3 protein-coding genes and 1 pseudogene are annotated in these 19,732 nt (G+C 72.3%); all 4 read right to left on the bottom strand.

Features of this window, described 5'->3' with window-relative positions:
• Positions 1 to 9 precede the first annotated feature (9 nt).
• Positions 10 to 159 (bottom strand): hypothetical protein, encoded by a 150-nt coding sequence (locus tag E4U91_RS38810; protein ID WP_174867730.1) that lies wholly within the window; start codon positions 157 to 159, stop codon positions 10 to 12.
• On the bottom strand, positions 156 to 3,284 hold the full coding sequence (locus tag E4U91_RS00960; RefSeq protein ID WP_137304744.1) for a type I polyketide synthase: 3,129 nt from the start codon (positions 3,282 to 3,284) through the stop codon (positions 156 to 158). Before E4U91_RS00960 ends, E4U91_RS38810 begins: the two co-directional genes overlap by 4 nt.
• Before the next feature lie 43 nt (positions 3,285 to 3,327).
• Positions 3,328 to 9,885: a type I polyketide synthase gene (locus tag E4U91_RS39745; RefSeq protein ID WP_137304743.1), complete on the bottom strand. Its 6,558-nt coding sequence runs from the start codon at positions 9,883 to 9,885 to the stop codon at positions 3,328 to 3,330.
• A 131-nt stretch (positions 9,886 to 10,016) separates the two neighbouring features.
• Positions 10,017 to 19,697: pseudogene (locus E4U91_RS38790) on the bottom strand (type I polyketide synthase); the annotation flags it as partial.
• Positions 19,698 to 19,732 lie beyond the last annotated feature (35 nt).

The following is a 19,732-nucleotide window of genomic DNA, read 5'->3' as shown; positions in this document are numbered from 1 at the left end:
CCGGCCGGGTCAGGCCGATCCGAGCTCCCTGTCGATGAGCTCGAACATCTCGTCATCGGAGACGGCCGCGAGGTCCGCGGCGTCGACCGGGTCCGGTGCATCGGCTTCCGAGCGCGTCCACTCCCACAGGAGGGACTCCAGGCGCTTGGTGATCTTCACGCGGGTGTCGGTGTCCGGCGTGTACGACGACAGCGCCCGTTCCAGGCCGTCGAGTTCGTCGAAGACGGGATCGGGGGCGCCGTCGCCCTCCAGGCCGAGTTCGGCCCGCAGGTGGCGTACCACCGCTTCCGGGGTGGGGTGGTCGAAGACCAGTGTCGGCGCCAGCCGTCGAAGCCCAGGTCCTTGAAGGCCCGCTCGGTGTCGACCGACTCCGGCTCCTCGTGACCGAGCACGGCGGCCACGCGAGACTGTACGAGGTCGATCAGCAGAGCCTCCCGGCCCGCCTCCGAGGCATCCGCCAGGGCGCGTGCGAGCGCGGTGGCCGCCTCCCCGCTCTCCGCTTCGTCCACCACGGCCACCGGGACGGTGTCGCTCACCGGCACGACACCCGGCTCGAGCCAGTAACGCCGACGCTGGAAGGCGTACGTCGGCAGGGCCACCCGCCCCCTGCCCGCACCGGGCACCACTGCGGTCCAGTCGACGTCGACGCCGTGGGTCCAGGCGGTGGCGAGGGCGGTGTGGAGTTGGGTGAGGTCGCCGTGGTCGCGGCGGAGGGTGCCGGTGACGCGGGCGTCGGAGCCGGTGGCCTCGATGGTTTCTTCCAGGGCGAGGGCGAGGACGGGGTGGGCGGTGGTCTCGATGAAGTGGCGGTGGCCGGAGCCGAGCAGAGCGCGGGTGGTTTCTTCGAAGCGGACGGTGTGGCGGAGGTTGGTGTACCAGTAGTCGGCGTCGAGCTGGGTGCCGTCGATGGGTTGGCCGGTGACGGTGGAGTAGAGGGGGATGGTGGTGGGCTGGGGGTTGATGCCGGTGGCTGCTTGGAGGACGGTGTCGCGGATGCTTTCGACTTGGGCGGAGTGGGAGGCGTAGTCGACGGGGATGCGGCGGGCCCGAACTCCTTGGGTGTTGCAGGTGGTGTGTAGTTCGTCGAGGGCGTGGGTGGTGCCGGAGACGACGGTGGAGTGGGGTCCGTTGACGGAGGCGATGGACAGGTCTTGGCCCCAGGGCTGGATGAGTTCGTGGGCTTGGTGGTGGGGGAGGGCGAGGGAGGTCATGCCGCCGAGGCCGGCGAGGGGGAGGAGGGCTTGGGAGCGTAGGGCGACGATGCGGGCGGCGTCGTTGAGGGTGAGGGCTCCGGCGATGTGGGCGGCGGCGATTTCGCCTTGGGAGTGGCCGATGACGGCGTCGGGGTGGATGCCGTGGTGTTGCCAGAGGCGGGCGAGGCTGACCATGACGGCGAAGAGGGCGGGTTGGACGACGTCGACGCGGTCGTAGCCGGGGGCTCCTTCGGTGCCGCGCAGGACGTCGGTGAGCGACCAGTCCACGAAGTCGTTGAGCGCGGTCTCGCACTCGGCGATGTAGGCGGCGAACTGCTCCGAGGTGTCGAGGAGTTCGCGTCCCATGCCGGTCCACTGCGAACCCTGACCCGGGAACACGAACACCGTCTTTCCCGCTACCGCTCTGCCCGGCTCCACCACGTACGGTGCTACCGACTCCTCCCCGAGCGCGAGCAGTCCGTGTAACAAAGTCCCGTGGTCGTCGGTGACGAGTGCGGCGCGGTGTTCGTGGGGGGTGCGGGTGGTGGCGAGGGCGTGGGCGATGTCGGTGGGGTCGGGGTGGGGGTGGCGGGGGAGGTGGGTGTGCAGGCGTCGGGCCTGGGCTCGCAGTGCTGCCGGGGTCTTGGCGGAGAGCAGCCAGGGTGCGGCGGGTACGGGTGGGGCGGGTTGCTGGGGGTCTTGGGTGGGGGCTTGTTCGAGGATGACGTGGGCGTTGGTGCCGCTGATGCCGAAGGCGGAGACGCCTGCGCGGCGGGGGCGGTCGGAGTCGGGCCAGTCGACGGGTTCGGTGAGCAGGGTGACGGCGCCGGAGGACCAGTCGACCTGCGGGGTCGGCTCGTCGATGTGGAGGCTGCGGGGCAGGACGCCGTGCCGCATCGCCATCACCATCTTGATCACCCCGGCCACACCGGCGGCGGCCGACGTGTGCCCGATGTTCGACTTCACCGAGCCCAGCCACAGCGGACGGTCCTCGGGACGCCCCTGACCGTAGGTGGCCAGCAGGGCCTGCGCCTCGATCGGGTCACCCAGGGTGGTGCCCGTGCCGTGCGCCTCGACGGCGTCGACCTGTTCCGGTGACAGCCGTGCGTTGCGGAGCGCCTGGCGGATCACGCGCTGCTGGGAGGGGCCGTTGGGGGCGGAGAGGCCGTTGCTGGCGCCGTCCTGGTTGACGGCGGAGCCGCGGACGACGGCCAGTACCCGGTGACCGTTGCGGCGGGCGTCGGACAGGCGCTCCACGAGCAGCACGCCCGCGCCCTCGGACGGCCCGAACCCGTCGGCGGCCGCGGCGAACGCCTTGCAGCGGCCGTCCGGAGCGAGCCCCCGCTGGCGGCTGAACTCCACGAAGCCGGACGGGTTCGACATCACGGTGACCCCGCCCACCAGGGCTGCCCCGCACTCGCCCCGGCGCAGGGCCTGCGTCGCCAGGTGCAGGGCCACGAGCGACGATGAGCAGGCCGTGTCGACGGTGAGCGCAGGGCCTTCCAGCCCGAACGTGTAGGCCAGCCGGCCGGACAGCACGCTGGCGAAGTTGCCCGTGCCGAAGTACCCCTCGACGGCCTCGGGGACGCGGGCGTGACCCCACGTGTAGTCGACGTTGCTGATGCCGACGAACACGCCGGTGTCGCTGCCGCCGAACGACTGGGGGTCCAGGCCCGCGTGCTCGAACGTCTCCCAGGCGACCTCCAGCATGATGCGCTGCTGCGGATCCATGGCGAGTGCCTCACGCGGGGAGATGCCGAAGAAGTCGGCGTCGAACTCCGTCGCGTCGTGCAGGAAGCCGCCCTCTCGCACGTAGTTGCGGCCGGGGCGGTCGGGGTCGGGGTCGTAGAGCTCCTCGGTGTTCCAGCCTCGGTCGTCGGGGAACTTCGAGATCGCGTCGCCGCCCTCGGCCAGCAGCCCCCACAGGTCGTCGGCGGACCGTACGTCGCCCGGGTAGCGGCAGCCCATGCCGACGATCGCGATCGGCTCCGTGTCCGCGGCCTCGGCCTCACGCAGGCGTCGCTGCGTCTGCTTGAGGTCGGCGGTGACCCGCTTCAGGTAGTCGAGGAGTTTCTCTTCCGTGTTCGGCATCCGTGACACCTCCATGCGTGCCTGGGGGTCCTGATCCGGGCGGTCAGGACAGTCCGAGGTCCCGGTCGATGAGGTCGAACATGTCGTCGGCCGTGGCCGAGGCGAAGTCGCCGTCCGTCGCGCCTCGTTCGTCCGGGTCGCCGGACGGCGAGGCCGTCCCGCCGGACGCCGCGGACCTGTCCGCGAGCTTCCAGAGCATCTCCTGGAGCCGGTCCTGCACGGCGTGCAGCAGGTCGGCGTCGGCCGGACCGTCGGACAGCGACGCGTCCAGTCGGTCGATCTCCTCCAGGACCGGCAGCCGGGCACCGGAGACATCGGGCAGCAGCTGGGCCTCCACGTACGCGGCGACCGCGGCCGGGGTGGGGTGGTCGAAGACGAGCGTGGCCGGCACCCGCAGTCCCGTGGCAGCGTTGAGGCGGTTGCGCAACTGGACCGCGGTGAGGGAGTCGAAGCCGAGCTCCTTGAACGCGCGGTGCGCGTCGACGGCCGCACCACCGGTGTGGCCGAGCACGGCCGCGGCGTTCGACTGGACCAGGTCCAGCAGGGCGGCCCGCCGGTCGTCCGGGGACATGTCGGCCAGTTCCCGCGCCAGCGTGGAGGCGTCGGAGCCGCTCTCCGTCTCCTCGGCCAGCTCGGCGAGCGCGCGGCGCGCTTCCGGGATGTCGTCCAGCAGGGGGCTGGGACGCAGTGACGTGAACCCGAGGACGAAGCGTTCCCAGTCCATGTGGGCAACCGCCACGAACGTCTCGTCATGCTCGACCGCGGCCACGAGCGCGGCGACGGCCCGCTCCGGCTCCATGTCCAGCACGCCACGCCGGCCCATGTACGCGGCAGCGCCCTCCGCGGCCATCATTCCGCCCGCGGCCCAGGCACCCCACGCCACCGACGTCGCCGTACGCCCGTGAGCCCGGCGCCGCTCGGCGAGCGCGTCCAGGTAGGCGTTCGCCGCCGCGTAGGCGCTGTGGCCGCCGCTGCCCCACACACCCGCGTTCGAGGAGAAGAGCACGAACGCGTCGAGCGGGGCGTCGGCCAGCAGCTCGTCCAGGTGCCGGGCGCCGAGCACCTTCGCGGAGAGGATCTCCTCCACCTCCGCGGGGGTCAGCTCCTCCACCGCGCTCTGCTGCGGCACGCCCGCGGCGTGCACCACCGCGGTCAGCGGATGCGCGTCGGGCACCGAGGACAGCAGCCGCTCGACCGCGTCCCGGTCCGCCACGTCACACGCGACGACGCTGACGCGCGCCCCCGACGCCGCCAGGTCCGCTTCGAGTTCGGCGGCTCCGGGCGCCTCGGGTCCGCTCCGGCTGACGAGCAGCAGGTGCTCGGCGCCGGACGTGGCGAGCCACCGCGCGACGCGGCCGCCCACACCCCCGGTTCCTCCGGTGACGAGCACCGTGCCGCGCGGCTTCCACGATCGCACCGGCGCAGCGGCCCCCAGGGGCGCCCGTACCAGCCGGCGTCCGAACACGCCCGACGCCCGCACCGCGAGCTGGTCCTCGTCGCCGTGCTCCGCCAGCACCCCGACGAGCCGGACGGCCACCTGGTCGTCGACATCCCCGAGCTGTCCCGGCAGGTCGATCGTTCCGCCCCACCGCTGTGGCTGTTCCAACGCCACCACGCGTCCCAGACCGGCCACCGCTGCCTGCTCCGGCAGCGCGTACTCGGTGGCGGACACGGACACCGCCCCGCTCGTCACGCACCACAGCGGCGCGTCGACTCCTGCGTCGCCCAGCGCCTGCACCAGCGCGACGGTCGTCGCCAGAGCCGACGGAACCCCGGGACGTCCCGACTCCGCGGTTCCGGCACCGCACGCGAGCAGGGACAGCACCCCGACGGGCTGCTCACTGTCCGCGAGGTGCTCGCGGATGCGCTCGCGGAGCGTCTCCCGGTCGAGCCCGGCGGCGTCGACGGACAGCGTGCTGACCTGCGCCCCGCGCGATGCCATGGCCCGGGCGACGACCGCGCTCCACGCCTCACCGGACCGCTCCGGACCTGTCACCAGCAGCCAAGTGCCGGTCAACGTAGGCAGGTTCGGGACGGTAATGCGCTTCCAGGAGATCCGGTAGCGCCAGCTGTCGAGGGTCGCCTGTTCACGCTGCTGACGCCGCCAGCTGGACAAGGAGGGAAGCACCGCACTCCAGGACAGCGCCTCACCGTTGCCGTCGAGGCTCAGCGTCGAGGAGAGCGCCTCCAGGTCTTCCCGCTCCACTGCCTCCCAGAAGCGCGCATCCGTGTCATCGGCAGGGCCGGCAGGACCCTGCGAGGCGGAGAGCGGCGCCGACTCCAGCCAGTAGCGCTGGCGTTGGAAGGGGTAGGTGGGGAGGTCGAGGTGGTGGTGGGGGGTGTGCCAGGTGGTGGGGAGTCCGGTGGTCCAGGCGTGGGCGAGGCTGGTGTGGAGGTCGGTGGTGGTGCCTTGGTTGCGGTGGAGGGTGGGGATGGTGGTGGCGGTGGGGTGGGTTTCGGTGATGGCGGGGATGAGGACGGGGTGGGGGCTGATTTCGAGGTAGTGGGTGTGGCCGTGGGTGGTGAGGGTGTGCAGGGTGTCGTGGAAGCGGACGGGGTGGCGGCAGTTGTCGTACCAGTACTCGGCGGTGAGCTGGGTGCCGTCGATGGGTTCGGTGGTGACGGTGGAGTAGATGGGGGTGGTGCCGGGTTGTGGGGTGATGTCGGCGAGGAGGTGGATCAGGTCGTCGTGGAGGGGTTCGACGTGGGGGCTGTGGGAGGCGACGGTGGTGTCGATGATGCGGGCGCGGGCGCCTTGTTGGCGGGCCCAGTGGGTGAGGGTGGTGAGGTCGGTGTGGGGTCCGGCGACGGTGCAGGTGGTGGGGCTGTTGATGCCGGCGATGGTGAGGCGTCCGTCGTACTGGGTGAGCTGGTGTGTTACTTGGGTGGCGGGGAGGGTGAGGGAGGCGATGGCGCCGTGTCCGGTGAGGTGGTCGGCGAAGAGTTGGGAGCGTAGGACGACGATGCGGGTGGCGTCGTCGAGGGTGAGGGCTCCGGCGATGTGGGCGGCGGCGATTTCGCCTTGGGAGTGGCCGGTGACGGCGTCGGGGTGGATGCCGTGGTGTTGCCAGAGGCGGGCGAGGGAGACCATGAGGGCGAAGAGGACCGGTTGGAGTATTTCGATGCGGTCCAGGGGTTCGCCCTGGCGTAGTACGTCGGTCAGGGACCAGTCGACGTACGGGGTGAGGGCGGCTTCGCATTCGGTGATGTGGGTGGCGAAGACGGGTGAGGTGTCGAGGAGTTCGCGTCCCATGCCGGGCCACTGTGAGCCCTGTCCGGGGAAGACGAAGACGGTTTTGCCGCGGTTCTCGGTGGTCGCGGTGACGACTTGCGGCGAGGGCCGGCCCTGCGCGAGGGCGTGCAGCCCTTCGAGGAACCCCTCCCGGTCCTCGGCGAGGACCGCCCCGCGATGGTCGAGTGCCGCACGCGTGGCGACGAGGGACGCGGCAACCTGCGCAACAGGCAGCTCAGGGCGGCCCGTGAGATGGGCGTGGAGCCGATCGGCCTGCGTCCGCAGCGCCTCGGGGGTATGGCCGGACAACACCAACGGCATGGTGGAGTCCTCGTCCACGGGCGACAGCTCCGGCACCTCTGCGACGTGTTCGAGGATGACGTGGGCGTTGGTTCCGCTGATGCCGAAGGAGGAGACGCCGGCGCGTCGGGGGCGGTCACCGGCCTGCCAGTCCACCGGTTCGGTGAGCAGTGAGACGGCGCCGGCGGTCCAGTCGATGTGCGGGGACGGCTCGTCGACGTGGAGGGTGCGGGGGAGGATGCCGTGGCGCATGGCCATGACCATCTTGATGATGCCGGCCATGCCGGCGGCGGCCTGGGTGTGGCCGATGTTGGACTTGATCGAGCCCAGCCACAACGGCTGCTCCGTGGGCCGGTCCTGACCGTAGGTGGCGAGCAGGGCTTGGGCTTCGATCGGGTCGCCCAGCGCGGTTCCGGTGCCGTGCGCCTCGACGGCGTCGACGTCGGCGGGGGTGAGGCGGGCGTTGGCGAGGGCCTGGCGGATCACCCGTTGCTGCGAAGGGCCGTTGGGTGCGGTGAGGCCGTTGCTGGCGCCGTCCTGGTTCACAGCCGAGCCGCGGACCACGGCGAGCACCTGGTGGCCGTTGCGGCGGGCGTCGGACAGGCGCTCCACCAGCAGCACGCCCACGCCCTCGGAGAAACCGGTGCCGTCGGCCGCCGCCGCGAACGCCTTGCAGCGGCCGTCCGCCGAGAGCACCCGCTGCCTGCTGAACTCCACGAACTCCAACGGCGTCGCCATGACGGCGACCCCGCTCGCCAAGGCCATCGTGCACTCGCCGTTGCGCAGCGCCTGTGCGGCCAGATGGAGCGCCACCAGCGACGAGGAGCAAGCCGTGTCGACCGTGACGGCCGGCCCTTCGAGACCGAAGGTGTAGGCCACGCGCCCCGACGCGACACTGGACGACGTGCCCGTCCCCAGATAGCCCTCGATGTCCTCGGGCGTGTGCGGGAGCCCCGTGCCGTAGCCCGTGTTGACCGCACCGACGAAGACACCGGTCTGACTCCCGCGCAGACTGCGCGGGTTGATGCCGGCCCGTTCCAGGACTTCCCAGGAGGTCTCCAGCAGCAGGCGCTGCTGCGGATCCATCGCCAGGGCCTCGCGGGGCGAGATGCCGAACAACTGCGCGTCGAAGTCGGCTGCGTCGTAGAGGAAGGAACCGGATCGCGTGTACGACGTTCCGGACCGTTCGGGATCCGGGTCGTACAGCCTCTCCAGGTCCCAGCCGCGGTCGACCGGGAAGTCGGAGACGGCATCACGGCCCTGGACGACGTACTGCCACAGGTCGTCGGGCGACTCGATGCCGCCGGGGAAGCGGCAGGCCATGCTGACGATGGCGAGGGGTTCGTCGGGTGCGGGGGCGGTGGTGGGTGGTGTGTTGATCGGCGTGGGGTGGGTGGTGCCGGTGGTTTGTTGGTGGAGGTGGTGGGTGAGGGCGTGGGGGGTGGGGTGGTCGAAGGTGAGGGTGGCGGGGAGTTTGAGGCCGGTGGCGGTGGTGAGGCGGTTGCGGAGTTCGACGCTGGTGAGGGAGTCGAAGCCGAGGTCTTTGAAGGGCTGGTCGGGGTTGATGGTGTCGGGGGTGGTGTGGCCGAGGACGGTGGCGATGTGGGTGCGGACGAGGTCGAGGAGGATCGCCTTCTGCTCGGTGGTGGAACGGCCGGCCAGTGTCCGAGCCAGCGCCGACTGGTCCGCGGCACCCCCCGTCGCGGCCGTACGCCGTGCGGGCCCCCGCACCAGCTCGCGGAAGACCGGGGGCAGCGCCCCGCCGGCGTGCTGCTCGCGCAACGCACCCGTGTCGAGCCGCACGGGCACCAGCACGGCATCCGACTCCCGCAGCGCCGCGTCGAACAGGGCCAGCCCGTATGCCGGGGACATGGGTAGCAGCCCCGTACGGCCGATCCGCGCGAGGTCGGTCCGGTCCAGGTGCCCGGTCATGCCGCTGGCCTGCTCCCAGTGACCCCAGGTCAGGCTGGTGGCGGGCAGTCCGTGGGCGTGGCGGTGGTGGGCGAGGGCGTCGAGGAAGGTGTTGGCGGTGGCGTAGTTGGCCTGCCCCGCCCCGCCGAGCACGCCGGCGGCGGAGGAGAAGAGGACGAAGGCCGACAGGTCCAGGTGCCGGGTGAGGTCGTGCAGGTTCCACGCCGCGTCGACCTTGGGACGCAGCACCGCCTCGAAGCGCTCCGGGGTGAGCGTCGGCACGGTGCCGTCGTCGAGGGCGCCGGCGCAGTGGATGACGGCCGTGAGGGGGTGCTCGGCCGGAATCGAGTCCAGCAGGTGGGTCAGTGCGGTGCGGTCGGCGGTGTCGCAGGCGGCGATGGTGACGTGCGCGCCCAGGTCCCGCAGCTCGTCCGCGAGTGGGGCGGCGCCGGGTGCTGCCATGCCCTGGCGGCTGGTGAGGAGGAGGCGGCGGGTGCCGTGGGTGGTGACGAGGTGTCGGGCGGTGAGCGCGCCGAGGGTGCCGGTGCCACCGGTGATCAGGACGGTGCCCCGAGCGTCCGGGGACTGCGGTATCCGCAGCACGATCTTTCCGATGTGGCGGGCCTGGCTCATGTGCCGGAAGGTTTCCGGGGCCTGGCGGACATCACGCACGTCCAGCGGCAGGTGCGTCAGCGCGCCCGTCTCCAGGAGCCGTACGACCTCACCCAGCATCTCGCCGATACGCTCGGGCCCCGCCTCGGCCAGTACGAAGGCCCGGTAGAACACCCCGGACACGTCCCGTACGTCCGTCCTCCCCATCTCGATGAAGCGGCCGCCGTCGCGCAGGAGGTGCAGGGAGGCGTCGATGTATTCGCCGGTGAGGGAGTTGAGGACGACGTCGACTTCGTCGAACTGGTCGCTGAAGTCGAGGGTGCGGGAGGAGGCGATGTGGTCGTCGTCCAGGCCCAGGGCGCGCAGGGGGTGGCGTGGACGGTGGCGCCCCAGTGGCGGGCGAGTTGGACGGCGGCCATGCCGACGCCGCCCGCAGCGGCGTGGATGAGGACCGACTCCCCGGCCCGCAGGTCGGCGAGGTCGCGGAGGCCGTAGTAGGCGGTCAGGAAGACGATCGGCACGGCGGCGGCCTGCTCGAACGACCACCCCTCCGGCATCCGCACGACCGTACGGTGATCGACCACCGCGAACGGACCGAACGACTCGGGGATCAGCCCCACGATCCGGTCGCCGACCGCGAACTCCGTCACGTCCGGCGCCACTTCGACGACGACCCCGGCGCCCTCGCTGCCCATCGTCGCCTCACCGGGATACATGCCGAGCGCGATCAGGACGTCGCGGAAGTTCAGCCCGGCGGCACGGACGGCGACCCGTATCCGGCCCGGTTCCAACGGCTGTGCGGCCGCGGTGCCCGGAAGCACCGACAGACCCTCCAGCGTGCCCGGACTGCGCGAGTCCACCCGCCAGTCGGAGCCGTCGGCCGGCAGGGCGAGCGCGCCGGACACCGCACCGCGCACGAGCCGGGGGACCAGCACCGCCCCGTCGCGGAGGGCGAGTTGACTCTCGTCGCTCGCGGCGGCCCCGGCGAGCACGGCAGCCGATGCCTCCGTGCCGTCGGTGTCGAGCAGCACGAACCGCCCCGGGTTCTCCGCCTGCGCCGACCGGATCAGCCCCCACAGCGGAGCGGTCACCAGGTCGGTCGTCCGGTCCTCGGGCGACGCGGCCACCGCGCCCCGGGTGAGCACGACCAGGCGTGAGGAAGCGAACCGGGCGTCGCTGAGCCAGGCCTGCACCCTGTGCAGCAGCTCATGGGCGGCGCGGCGCACCCCATCCACGACGTCGGCGATGCCGGATGCGGCGTCGGCAGCGTCGGCTGTCGCGTCGGCGCAGGACAGCAGGACGGTCTCGGGAACCTCGGCCGAGTCGTCGGACACCTCGTCCAGCGGAACGGGCGTCGTCGAGTTGGCAGCGAGGGCCGGCAGACCCACCCATGCCACGCGGTACAGGGACTCCAGGGCCTTGCCCGACGTCTGCCGCACCTGGTCGGCGGAGAGCGGACGCGACACCAACGCGCCGACGGTGGCGACCGGGTGCCCCTCGGGATCGGTGAGCGACACCGCCAGCCCATCGGCACCGGACGGGGAGTCCGCACGGGAGGGGGAGATGCGGACACGGAGGACGCCCGCGCCCACCGCGTCCAGCATGACCCCGCTCCACACGAACGGCAGCCGCACCTGAGCGTCACCGCCCACCTGGTCGAGCAGGGCCGGGTGCAGGGCCGCGTCGAGCAGCGCGGGATGGATCCCGTACGCGGAAGCCTCCTCCCGCACCTGCTCCGGCAGCGCGACCTCGGCGAACATCTCCTCGCCGAGCCGCCAGGCCGCCCTCAGCCCCTGGAAGGCGGGCCCGTACCCGTAACCGGCGTCCGCGGCGTCCGCGTAGAAGTCGGCCACGGGCAGGGCCTCGGCCCCGGAGGGTGGCCACACCGCGCCGGGAAGCGCGACGTCGGCACGGTCGGCGTCGCCCGCCACGGCGAGCACGGCACGGGCATGCCGCGTCCACGGGGCCTCACCGCCGTAGTCGCCGTCGCCGTCGCCGTCGCCGTCCGGCCGCGCGTACACGCCCAGTTCGCGCCGCCCCTGCGCGTCGGGTACCCCGAGCACGAGTTGGAGCCGTACGCCCCCGCGTTCCGGCAGGAGGAGCGGTGCCTCCAGAGTGAGCTCCTCGACCAGATCACAGCCGGCCTCGTCCCCGGCACGCAGCGCCAGCTCGACGAAGGCCGCACCCGGCAGCAGGACGGTCCCGGCGACCGCGTGGTCCGCCAGCCACGGCAGGGCCTCCCGGGACAGCCGCCCGGTCAGGAGGACCCCGTCCTCGCCGGCGAGCCGGAGAGCCGCGCCGAGCAGGGGATGACCGGCACCCTCCAGGCCCAGCGAGGACGCGTCACCGGACGTCCGGGTCGCGGGTTCCAGCCAGTACCGTTCGCGCTGGAAGGCGTACGTGGGCAGATCCACCGGACGCGCACCGCGCCCGCCCAGCATGCCGACCCAGTCGACGCCCACCCCGCGCACCCACGCCATGGCGAGCGACGTCCGGAAACGGTCGATCCCGCCTTCGTCGCGCCGTAGCGTCCCGACGACCACGGCTTCGCGCTCCACCGCGCCCACGGTCTCCTCGACGGCCATGGTGAGGACCGGGTGCGCGGTGGCCTCGATGAACGCGTTGTGATCGTCGCCGAGCAGAGCGCGGACCGTCTCCTCGAAGCGGACGGTGTGGCGGAGGTTGGTGTACCAGTAGTCGGCGTCGAGCTGGGTGCCGTTGATGGGTTGGCCGGTGACCGTCGAATAGAGGGGGACGGCTGTCGGCTGTGGGTTGATGCCGGTGGCTGCTTGGAGGACGGTGTCGCGGATGCTTTCGACCTGGGCGGAGTGGGAGGCGTAGTCGACGGGGATGCGGCGGGCCCGAACTCCTTGGGTGTTGCAGGTGGTGTGTAGTTCGTCGAGGGCGTGGGTGGTGCCGGAGACGACGGTGGAGTGGGGTCCGTTGACGGAGGCGATGGAGAGGTCTTGGCCCCAGGGCTGGATGAGTTCGTGGGCTTGGTGGTGGGGAAGGGCGAGGGAGGTCATGCCGCCGAGGCCGGCGAGGGGGAGGAGGGCTTGGGAGCGTAGGGCGACGATGCGGGCGGCGTCGTTGAGGGTGAGGGCTCCGGCGATGTGGGCGGCGGCGATTTCGCCTTGGGAGTGGCCGATGACGGCGTCGGGGTGGATGCCGTGGTGTTGCCAGAGGCGGGCGAGGCTGACCATGACGGCGAAGAGGGCGGGCTGGACGACGTCGACGCGGTCGTAGCCGGGGGCTCCTTCGGTGCCGCGCAGGACGTCGGTGAGCGACCAGTCCACGAAGTCGTTGAGCGCGGTCTCGCACTCGGCGATGTACGCGGCGAACTCGGGCGAGCTGTCGAGGAGTTCGCGTCCCATCCCGGTCCACTGCGAACCCTGACCCGGAAACACGAACACCGTACGTGTCACCTCCAGGGCCGTGGCCTGGACGACGCCGGGGTGGGGCGTGCCCTCGGCGAGGGCGGTCAGGGCGTCCGTGAAGTCGGGGCGGTCGGAGCCCAGGACGACGGCGCGGTGCCCGAACGTGGCGCGCTCGGCGGCGAGGGCACCCGCGACCGCCGACGGCTCCAGCTCGACGGCCTCGTCCGACTGCACGAAGGAACGCAGACGCGCGGCCTGCTCGCGCAGTGCCTCGGCCGTGCGGCCCGAGACCAGCCAGGGCAGTGCGCCCGAGCCGGCGTCGGACGGTGTGTCCTGGTTCGCAGCGGTCGTGTGCAGCGCCTGTTCGAGGATGACGTGGGCGTTGGTGCCGCTGGCGCCGAAGGAGGAGACACCCGCCCGGCGCGGACGGTCGGACACGGGCCAGGCGACGGGCTCGGTCAACAGGGCGACACGGCCGGAGGTCCAGTCGACGTGCGGGGTCGGCTCGTCCAGGTGCAGGGTGCGGGGGAGCAGCCCGTGGCGCATGGCCATGACCGTCTTGATGATCCCGGCCATGCCGGCGGCGGCCTGGGTGTGCCCGATGTTGGACTTCACCGAGCCCAGCCACAGCGGGCGGTCCTCGGGGCGGTCCTGTCCGTAGGTGGCCAGCAGGGCGTCGGCCTCGATCGGGTCGCCCAGGGTGGTGCCGGTGCCGTGCGCCTCGACGGCGTCGACGTCGGCCGGGGTCAGGCGGGCGTTGGCCAGGGCCTGGCGGATCACCCGCTGCTGCGAGGGGCCGTTGGGGGCGGTGAGGCCGTTGCTGGCGCCGTCCTGGTTCACGGCGGAGCCGCGGACCACTGCGAGCACCCGGTGGCCGTTGCGGAGGGCGTCGGACAGCCGCTCCACCAGCAGCACGCCCACGCCCTCGGACCAGGCCGTGCCGTCCGCCGCCGCGGCGAAGGGCTTGCAGCGGCTGTCCGGGGCCAGTCCCCGCTGCCGGCTGAACTCGGTGAAGAGCACCGGCGTGGTCATCACCGCGACACCGCCGGCGAGCGCCAGCTCGCACTCGCCGTTGCGCAGCGCCTGTGCGGCCAGGTGCAGCGCGACCAGGGAGGAGGAGCAGGCGGTGTCGATGGTGACTGCGGGCCCCTCCAGACCGAAGGTGTAGGAGACGCGGCCCGACACAACGCTGGAGGAGGTGCCACTCAGGAAGTGCCCCTCCACGGTCTCCGGGGCGACGTTCGCTGCGTACTCCTGGTACATGGCTCCGGCGAAGACGCCCGTACGGCTGCCCTTGAGCGTCGCCGGGTCGATGCCGGCCCGCTCGAAGACCTCCCACGAGGTCTCCAGGAGCAGCCGCTGCTGCGGGTCCATGGAGAGGGCTTCGCGTGGGGAGATGCCGAAGAATCCGGCGTCGAAGTCGGCGGCGTCGAGCAGGAATCCGCCCTGGCGGGCGTAGGAGGTGCCCGGGTGGTCCGGGTCCGGGTCGAAGAGCGCGTCCAGGTCCCAGCCGCGGTCGGCCGGGAAGTCCGAGACCGCGTCACCGCCGTCCACGACCAGGCGCCAGAGGTCCTCCGGCGAGCGGACGCCCCCGGGGAAGCGGCAGGCCATGCCGACGATCGCGACCGGCTCGTCGGTGCCCGCGGCGGCGACCGGCACGGGTGCCACGGTCGACTCCGCGGCTCCGGTCAGCTCGGTGCGCAGGTGACGGGCGACCGCGGCCGGAGAGGGATGGTCGAAGACCAGGCCCGCGGGCAGCCGCAGACCGGTCACCGCCGCGAGGCGGTTGCGCAGCTGCACCGCGGTGAGCGAGTCGAAGCCGAGCGTCCTGAACGGCTGCGCGAGGTCGAGCGAGGACGGGTCGGCGTGACCCAGCACGGCCGCCGCCTCACCGCGCACGAGCGCGGCCAACTCGCGCTCCTGATCGGCCTCCTGCAGACCCGCGAGACGACGCAGCAGCGCCGACCCGCCGTCGTCCGTGCCGTCCGCCGTGGCGCGACGCACCGGCACGCGTACGATCCCGCGCAGGACGCCGGGCAGCGTGCCGTCCTGCGCACGGCGGCGCAGTGCCGACGGATCGAGCCGTGCGGCCACCACCAAGGGCCGATCGGCGCGCAGTGCGGCGTCCAGCAGCGCCAGGCCCTGTTCGGCGGGCATGGGCAGCACACCGGACCCCACGATCCGGGCCTCGTCCCGCTCGCCGAGGTGCGCCCGCATGGCGCTGGACGGCGCCCACAGACCCCATGCGACGGACACGGCGGGCAGCCCCTGCGCCCGGCGCCGCTCGGCGAGCGCGTCGAGGAACGTGTTGGCAGCCGCGTAGTTGGCCTGCCCTGGGTTGCCGAGCACGCCGGCCGCGGACGAGAACAGCACGAACGCCGACAGGTCCAGGTCACGGGTCAGCTCGTCCAGATGAGCGGCCGCGTCGGCCTTGGGCCGCAGCACCCGCTCCAGGTGCTCCGGGGTGAGCGCCGCCACCGTGGCGTCGCTCAGCGCGCCGGCCGCGTGCACCACACCGGTCAGCGGACGGTCCGCCGGAACGCTCGCGAGCACCCCGGCCAGCGCCTCACGGTCCGACGCGTCACACGCGGCGAACGTCACCCGGGCGCCCGACGCGGCCAACTCGTCCGCCAGGCCCCCGGCGCCCGGGGCGTCCGCGCCCTGACGGCTCAGCAGCAGCAGATGCCGGACACCGTGCTCCGCGACGAGGTGCCGGGCCACCAAGCCGCCCAGAGTCCCGGTACCGCCGGTGACCAGTACGGTCCCTTCCGAGGAGAAGGGGGCACCGGCCGCTGACGACTCGGCCTCCGTCCCCGACGGCACGGACGCGCGTGCCAACCGGGGTGTCAGCAGCGCTCCTTCACGCAGCGCGGCCTGCTCGTCGCCGGAGGCCGCCAGACGGCGCACCGCCTCCTCGGGAACGTCCGTATCGCTGTCGAGGAGCAGGAAACGGCCCGGGTTCTCGGACTGCGCGGAGCGCACCAGACCCCACAGCGCGGCCTGCGCGAGATCGTCCACGCCCTCGCCGGGCAGCACAGCCACGGCACCGCGGGTGACGACGACCAGACGCGAGGCGTCGAACCGGTCGTCCGCCAGCCACGTCCGCACGGCGTCCAGCAGCGCGGACGTCCCCTGCCGCACCTCGTCCGTGACCGCACCGCCCCGACCGGGGCCACAGAACAACAGCGCGACCTCCGGCACACCCGCCCCGGAGTCCAACGCCGCGACGAGCGCGTCGACATCGGGGTACGAGGCCGCAACGGCCCGCGTCGCAGGGGCGTCCGCGCCGATCGCCACCCAAGAGGGCGCCCCGCCAACGGTGTTCGGGTGCCGGTCGGGTGCGGAGACAGGGACGGGGACCCAGTCGACCCGGTACAGGGCCTCCTCGTCGGCCGACCGGGCGCTCTCGCGTACCTGCTCCGCGCTGACCGGCAGCACCGTGAGCCGCTCGACGGTGACCACCGCACCGCCGGCGCCGTCCGTGGCGACGAGGGTGAACTCGTTCTCGCCCACGGGCGAGATCCGCACCCGAAGCGCTGTCGCCGAGGCGGCGTGGAGGGAGACACCCGACCAGACGAACGGCAGTCGGACCGTCGTGTCGCCCCCCGACCGGTCGAGCAGCAGAGCGTGCAGTGCCGCGTCGAACAGGGCGGGGTGGAGACCGTACCCCGCTGCCTCCTCGTGCCGTTCGTGGGGCAGTGCGACCTCGGCGTACAGGTCCGAGGCGCCGCGCCACGCCCTCCGCAGTCCCTGGAACGCCGGACCGTACCCGTACCCGGACTGCTCGGCCTCCGTGTAGAGCCCCTCGGTGTCCAGCAGTCGTGCGTCGGCGGGCGGCCAGTCGGCCGGCGGCGGTACGGCGACGTCGGCGGCCTCCGCCGTGAGCGTGGCCGTCGCGTGGTGCCGCCAGGGCGTGGTCGGGTCGTGCGGGTTCTCCGGCCTTGAGTGGATCCGCGCGGTCATCCGCCCGGCCGCACCTTCCGGGGCGACCGTGATCTGGAGCTGCGTCGCACTCTGCGCGTCGAGCACCAGGGGGTTCTCGAGCGTCAGTTCGTGGATGTGCGGGGTCGCCGTGTACTGCGCCGCGTGGAGCACGAGCTCGGTGAAGGCGGTGCCGGGCAGCAGCGTCGTCCCGTGCGCGGAGTGGTCCGACAGCCACGGGTGGGCGTGCGCCGTCAGACGCCCGGTCAGCATCAGCCGACCGGTCTCCGCGTGATGGATCGCGGCGGTCAGGAGGGGGTGCTGCGTGGCGTGCAGGCCGTAGGCACTGGGGTCGTCGGCCGTGGTGGTCTCGGTGAGCCAGTAGCGCTGGCGTTGGAAGGGGTAGGTGGGGAGGTCGAGGTGGTGGTGGGGGGTGTGCCAGGTGGTGGGGAGTCCGGTGGTCCAGGCGTGGGCGAGGCTGGTGTGGAGGTCGGTGGTGGTGCCTTGGTTGCGGTGGAGGGTGGGGATGGTGGTGGCGGTGGGGGGGGTTTCGGTGATGGCGGGGATGAGGACGGGGGGGGGGCTGATTTCGAGGTAGTGGGTGTGGCCGTGGGTGGTGAGGGTGTGCAGGGTGTCGTGGAAGCGGACGGGGTGGCGGCAGTTGTCGTACCAGTACTCGGCGGTGAGCTGGGTGCCGTCGATGGGTTCGGTGGTGACGGTGGAGTAGATGGGGACGCTGGCGGCCTGTGGGCTGATGTCGGCGAGGAGGTGGAGGAGTTGGTCGTGGAGGGGTTCGACGTGGGGGCTGTGGGAGGCGACGGTGGTGTCGATGATGCGGGCGCGGGCGCCTTGTTGGCGGGCCCAGTGGGTGAGGGTGGTGAGGTCGGTGTGGGGTCCGGCGACGGTGCAGGTGGTGGGGCTGTTGATGCCGGCGATGGTGAGGCGTCCGTCGTACTGGGGGAGCTGGTGTGTTACTTGGGTGGCGGGGAGGGTGAGGGAGGCGATGGCGCCGTGTCCGGTGAGGTGGTCGGCGAAGAGTTGGGAGCGTAGGACGACGATGCGGGTGGCGTCGTCGAGGGTGAGGGCTCCGGCGATGTGGGCGGCGGCGATTTCGCCTTGGGAGTGGCCGGTGACGGCGTCGGGGTGGATGCCGTGGTGTTGCCAGAGGCGGGCGAGGGAGACCATGAGGGCGAAGAGGACCGGTTGGAGTATTTCGATGCGGTCCAGGGGTTCGCCGTGGCGTAGTACGTCGGTGAGGGACCAGTCGACGTAGGGGGTGAGGGCGGCTTCGCATTCGGTGATGTGGGTGGCGAAGACGGGTGAGGTGTCGAGGAGTTCGCGTCCCATGCCGGGCCATTGCGAACCCTGTCCGGGGAAGACGAAGACGGTTTTGCCGCGGTTCTCGGTGGTCGCGGTGACGACTTGCGGCGAGGGCCGGCCCTGCGCGAGGGCGTGCAACCCCTCCACGAGCCCTTCCCGGTCCTCGGACAGAACGACGGCCCGGTGCTCCAGGGCCGCGCGTGTGGTCGCGAGAGCGGCTTCGACCGCGTGGGCGTCGAGCGCGGGCTCGGACTCGGCAAGGGAGTGGAGCTGCGAGGCCTGGGCACGCAGAGCCTGAGCCGTCTTCCCCGAGAGGACCCAGGAGACGGGTCCGCTGTCCCGCTCCACGGGCTCGCTGGACGAGGCGTCGTCGACGGGGGCCTGTTCGAGGATGACGTGGGCGTTGGTTCCGCTGATGCCGAAGGAGGAGACGCCGGCGCGTCGGGGGCGGTCACCGGCCTGCCAGTCCACCGGTTCGGTGAGCAGTGAGACGGCGCCGGCGGTCCAGTCGATGTGCGGGGACGGCTCGTCGACGTGGAGGGTGCGGGGGAGGATGCCGTGGCGCATGGCCATGACCATCTTGATGATGCCGGCCATGCCGGCGGCGGCCTGGGTGTGGCCGATGTTGGACTTGATCGAGCCCAGCCACAACGGCTGCTCCGTGGGCCGGTCCTGACCGTAGGTGGCGAGCAGGGCTTGGGCTTCGATCGGGTCGCCCAGCGCGGTTCCGGTGCCGTGCGCCTCGACGGCGTCGACATCGGCGGGGGCGAGGCGGGCGTTGGCGAGGGCCTGGCGGATCACCCGCTGCTGCGAAGGGCCGTTGGGTGCGGTCAGGCCGTTGCTGGCGCCGTCCTGGTTCACAGCCGAGCCACGGACCACGGCCAGCACCCGGTGGCCGTTGCGGCGAGCGTCGGACAGGCGCTCCACCAGCAGCACGCCCACGCCCTCGGAGAAGCCCGTCCCGTCGGCGGTCGCGCCGAACGCCTTGCAGCGCCCGTCGGGTGACAGCACCCGCTGCCTGCTGAACTCCACGAACTCCACCGGGTTGGGCATGATCGTGACGCCGCCCGCCAGCGCCAGCGAGCACTCGCCGTTGCGCAGCGCCTGAACGGCGGAGTGCAGGGCCACGACCGACGAGGAGCAGGCGGTGTCGACCGTGACCGCCGGCCCTTCGAGACCGAAGGTGTAGGAGATGCGCCCGGAGATGATGCTGCCGATGTTGCCGGTCAGCGAATGCCCCTCCACTCCCGGCCGGGCCTGCTGCATGCCGACGAGGTAGCCGAGATTCCCGGCACCGACGTACACGCCCGTGGCACTCCCCTTGAGGGAGTCCGGGGCGATCCCCGCGCGTTCCAGGACCTCCCAGGACACCTCCAGCATCAGGCGCTGCTGCGGGTCCATGGCGAGGGCCTCGCGCGGCGAGATGCCGAAGGGCGCGGGATCGAACTCCGCCGCATCGAGGAGGAACCCGCCGGATCGGGTGTACGAGGTACCGGAGCGGTCCGGGTCCGGGTCGAAGAGGGCGTCCAGGTCCCAGCCGCGGTCCGTCGGGAAGCCGGTGATCGCGTCACGGCCCTCCGCGACCAGCTCCCACAGGCGTTCCGGGGTGTCGGCGCCGCCGGGGAACCGGCAGGCCATGCCGACGATGGCGATCGGCTCCTGGTCCTTCTCCTCGACCGCGCGCAACCGCTGCCGCGTCTCGTGGAGGTCGGTGGCGACGCGCTTCAGGTAGTCGACCAGCTTGTCCTGGTTAGCCATGTGCCGTGCTCCTCCTA

This window comes from Streptomyces lasalocidi (assembly GCF_005280215.1).
GTDB lineage: Bacteria > Actinomycetota > Actinomycetes > Streptomycetales > Streptomycetaceae > Streptomyces > Streptomyces longwoodensis.
Note: the sequence above shows the minus strand (reverse complement) of the source record. Positions and strands in the feature narration are given on the sequence as shown.

What these genes read in the sequence shown, in the direction of transcription:
- E4U91_RS00960 (WP_137304744.1), bottom strand. Translation starts at nt 3,284, where the DNA reads ATGCCGAACACGGAAGAGAAACTCCTCGACTACCTGAAGCGGGTCACC.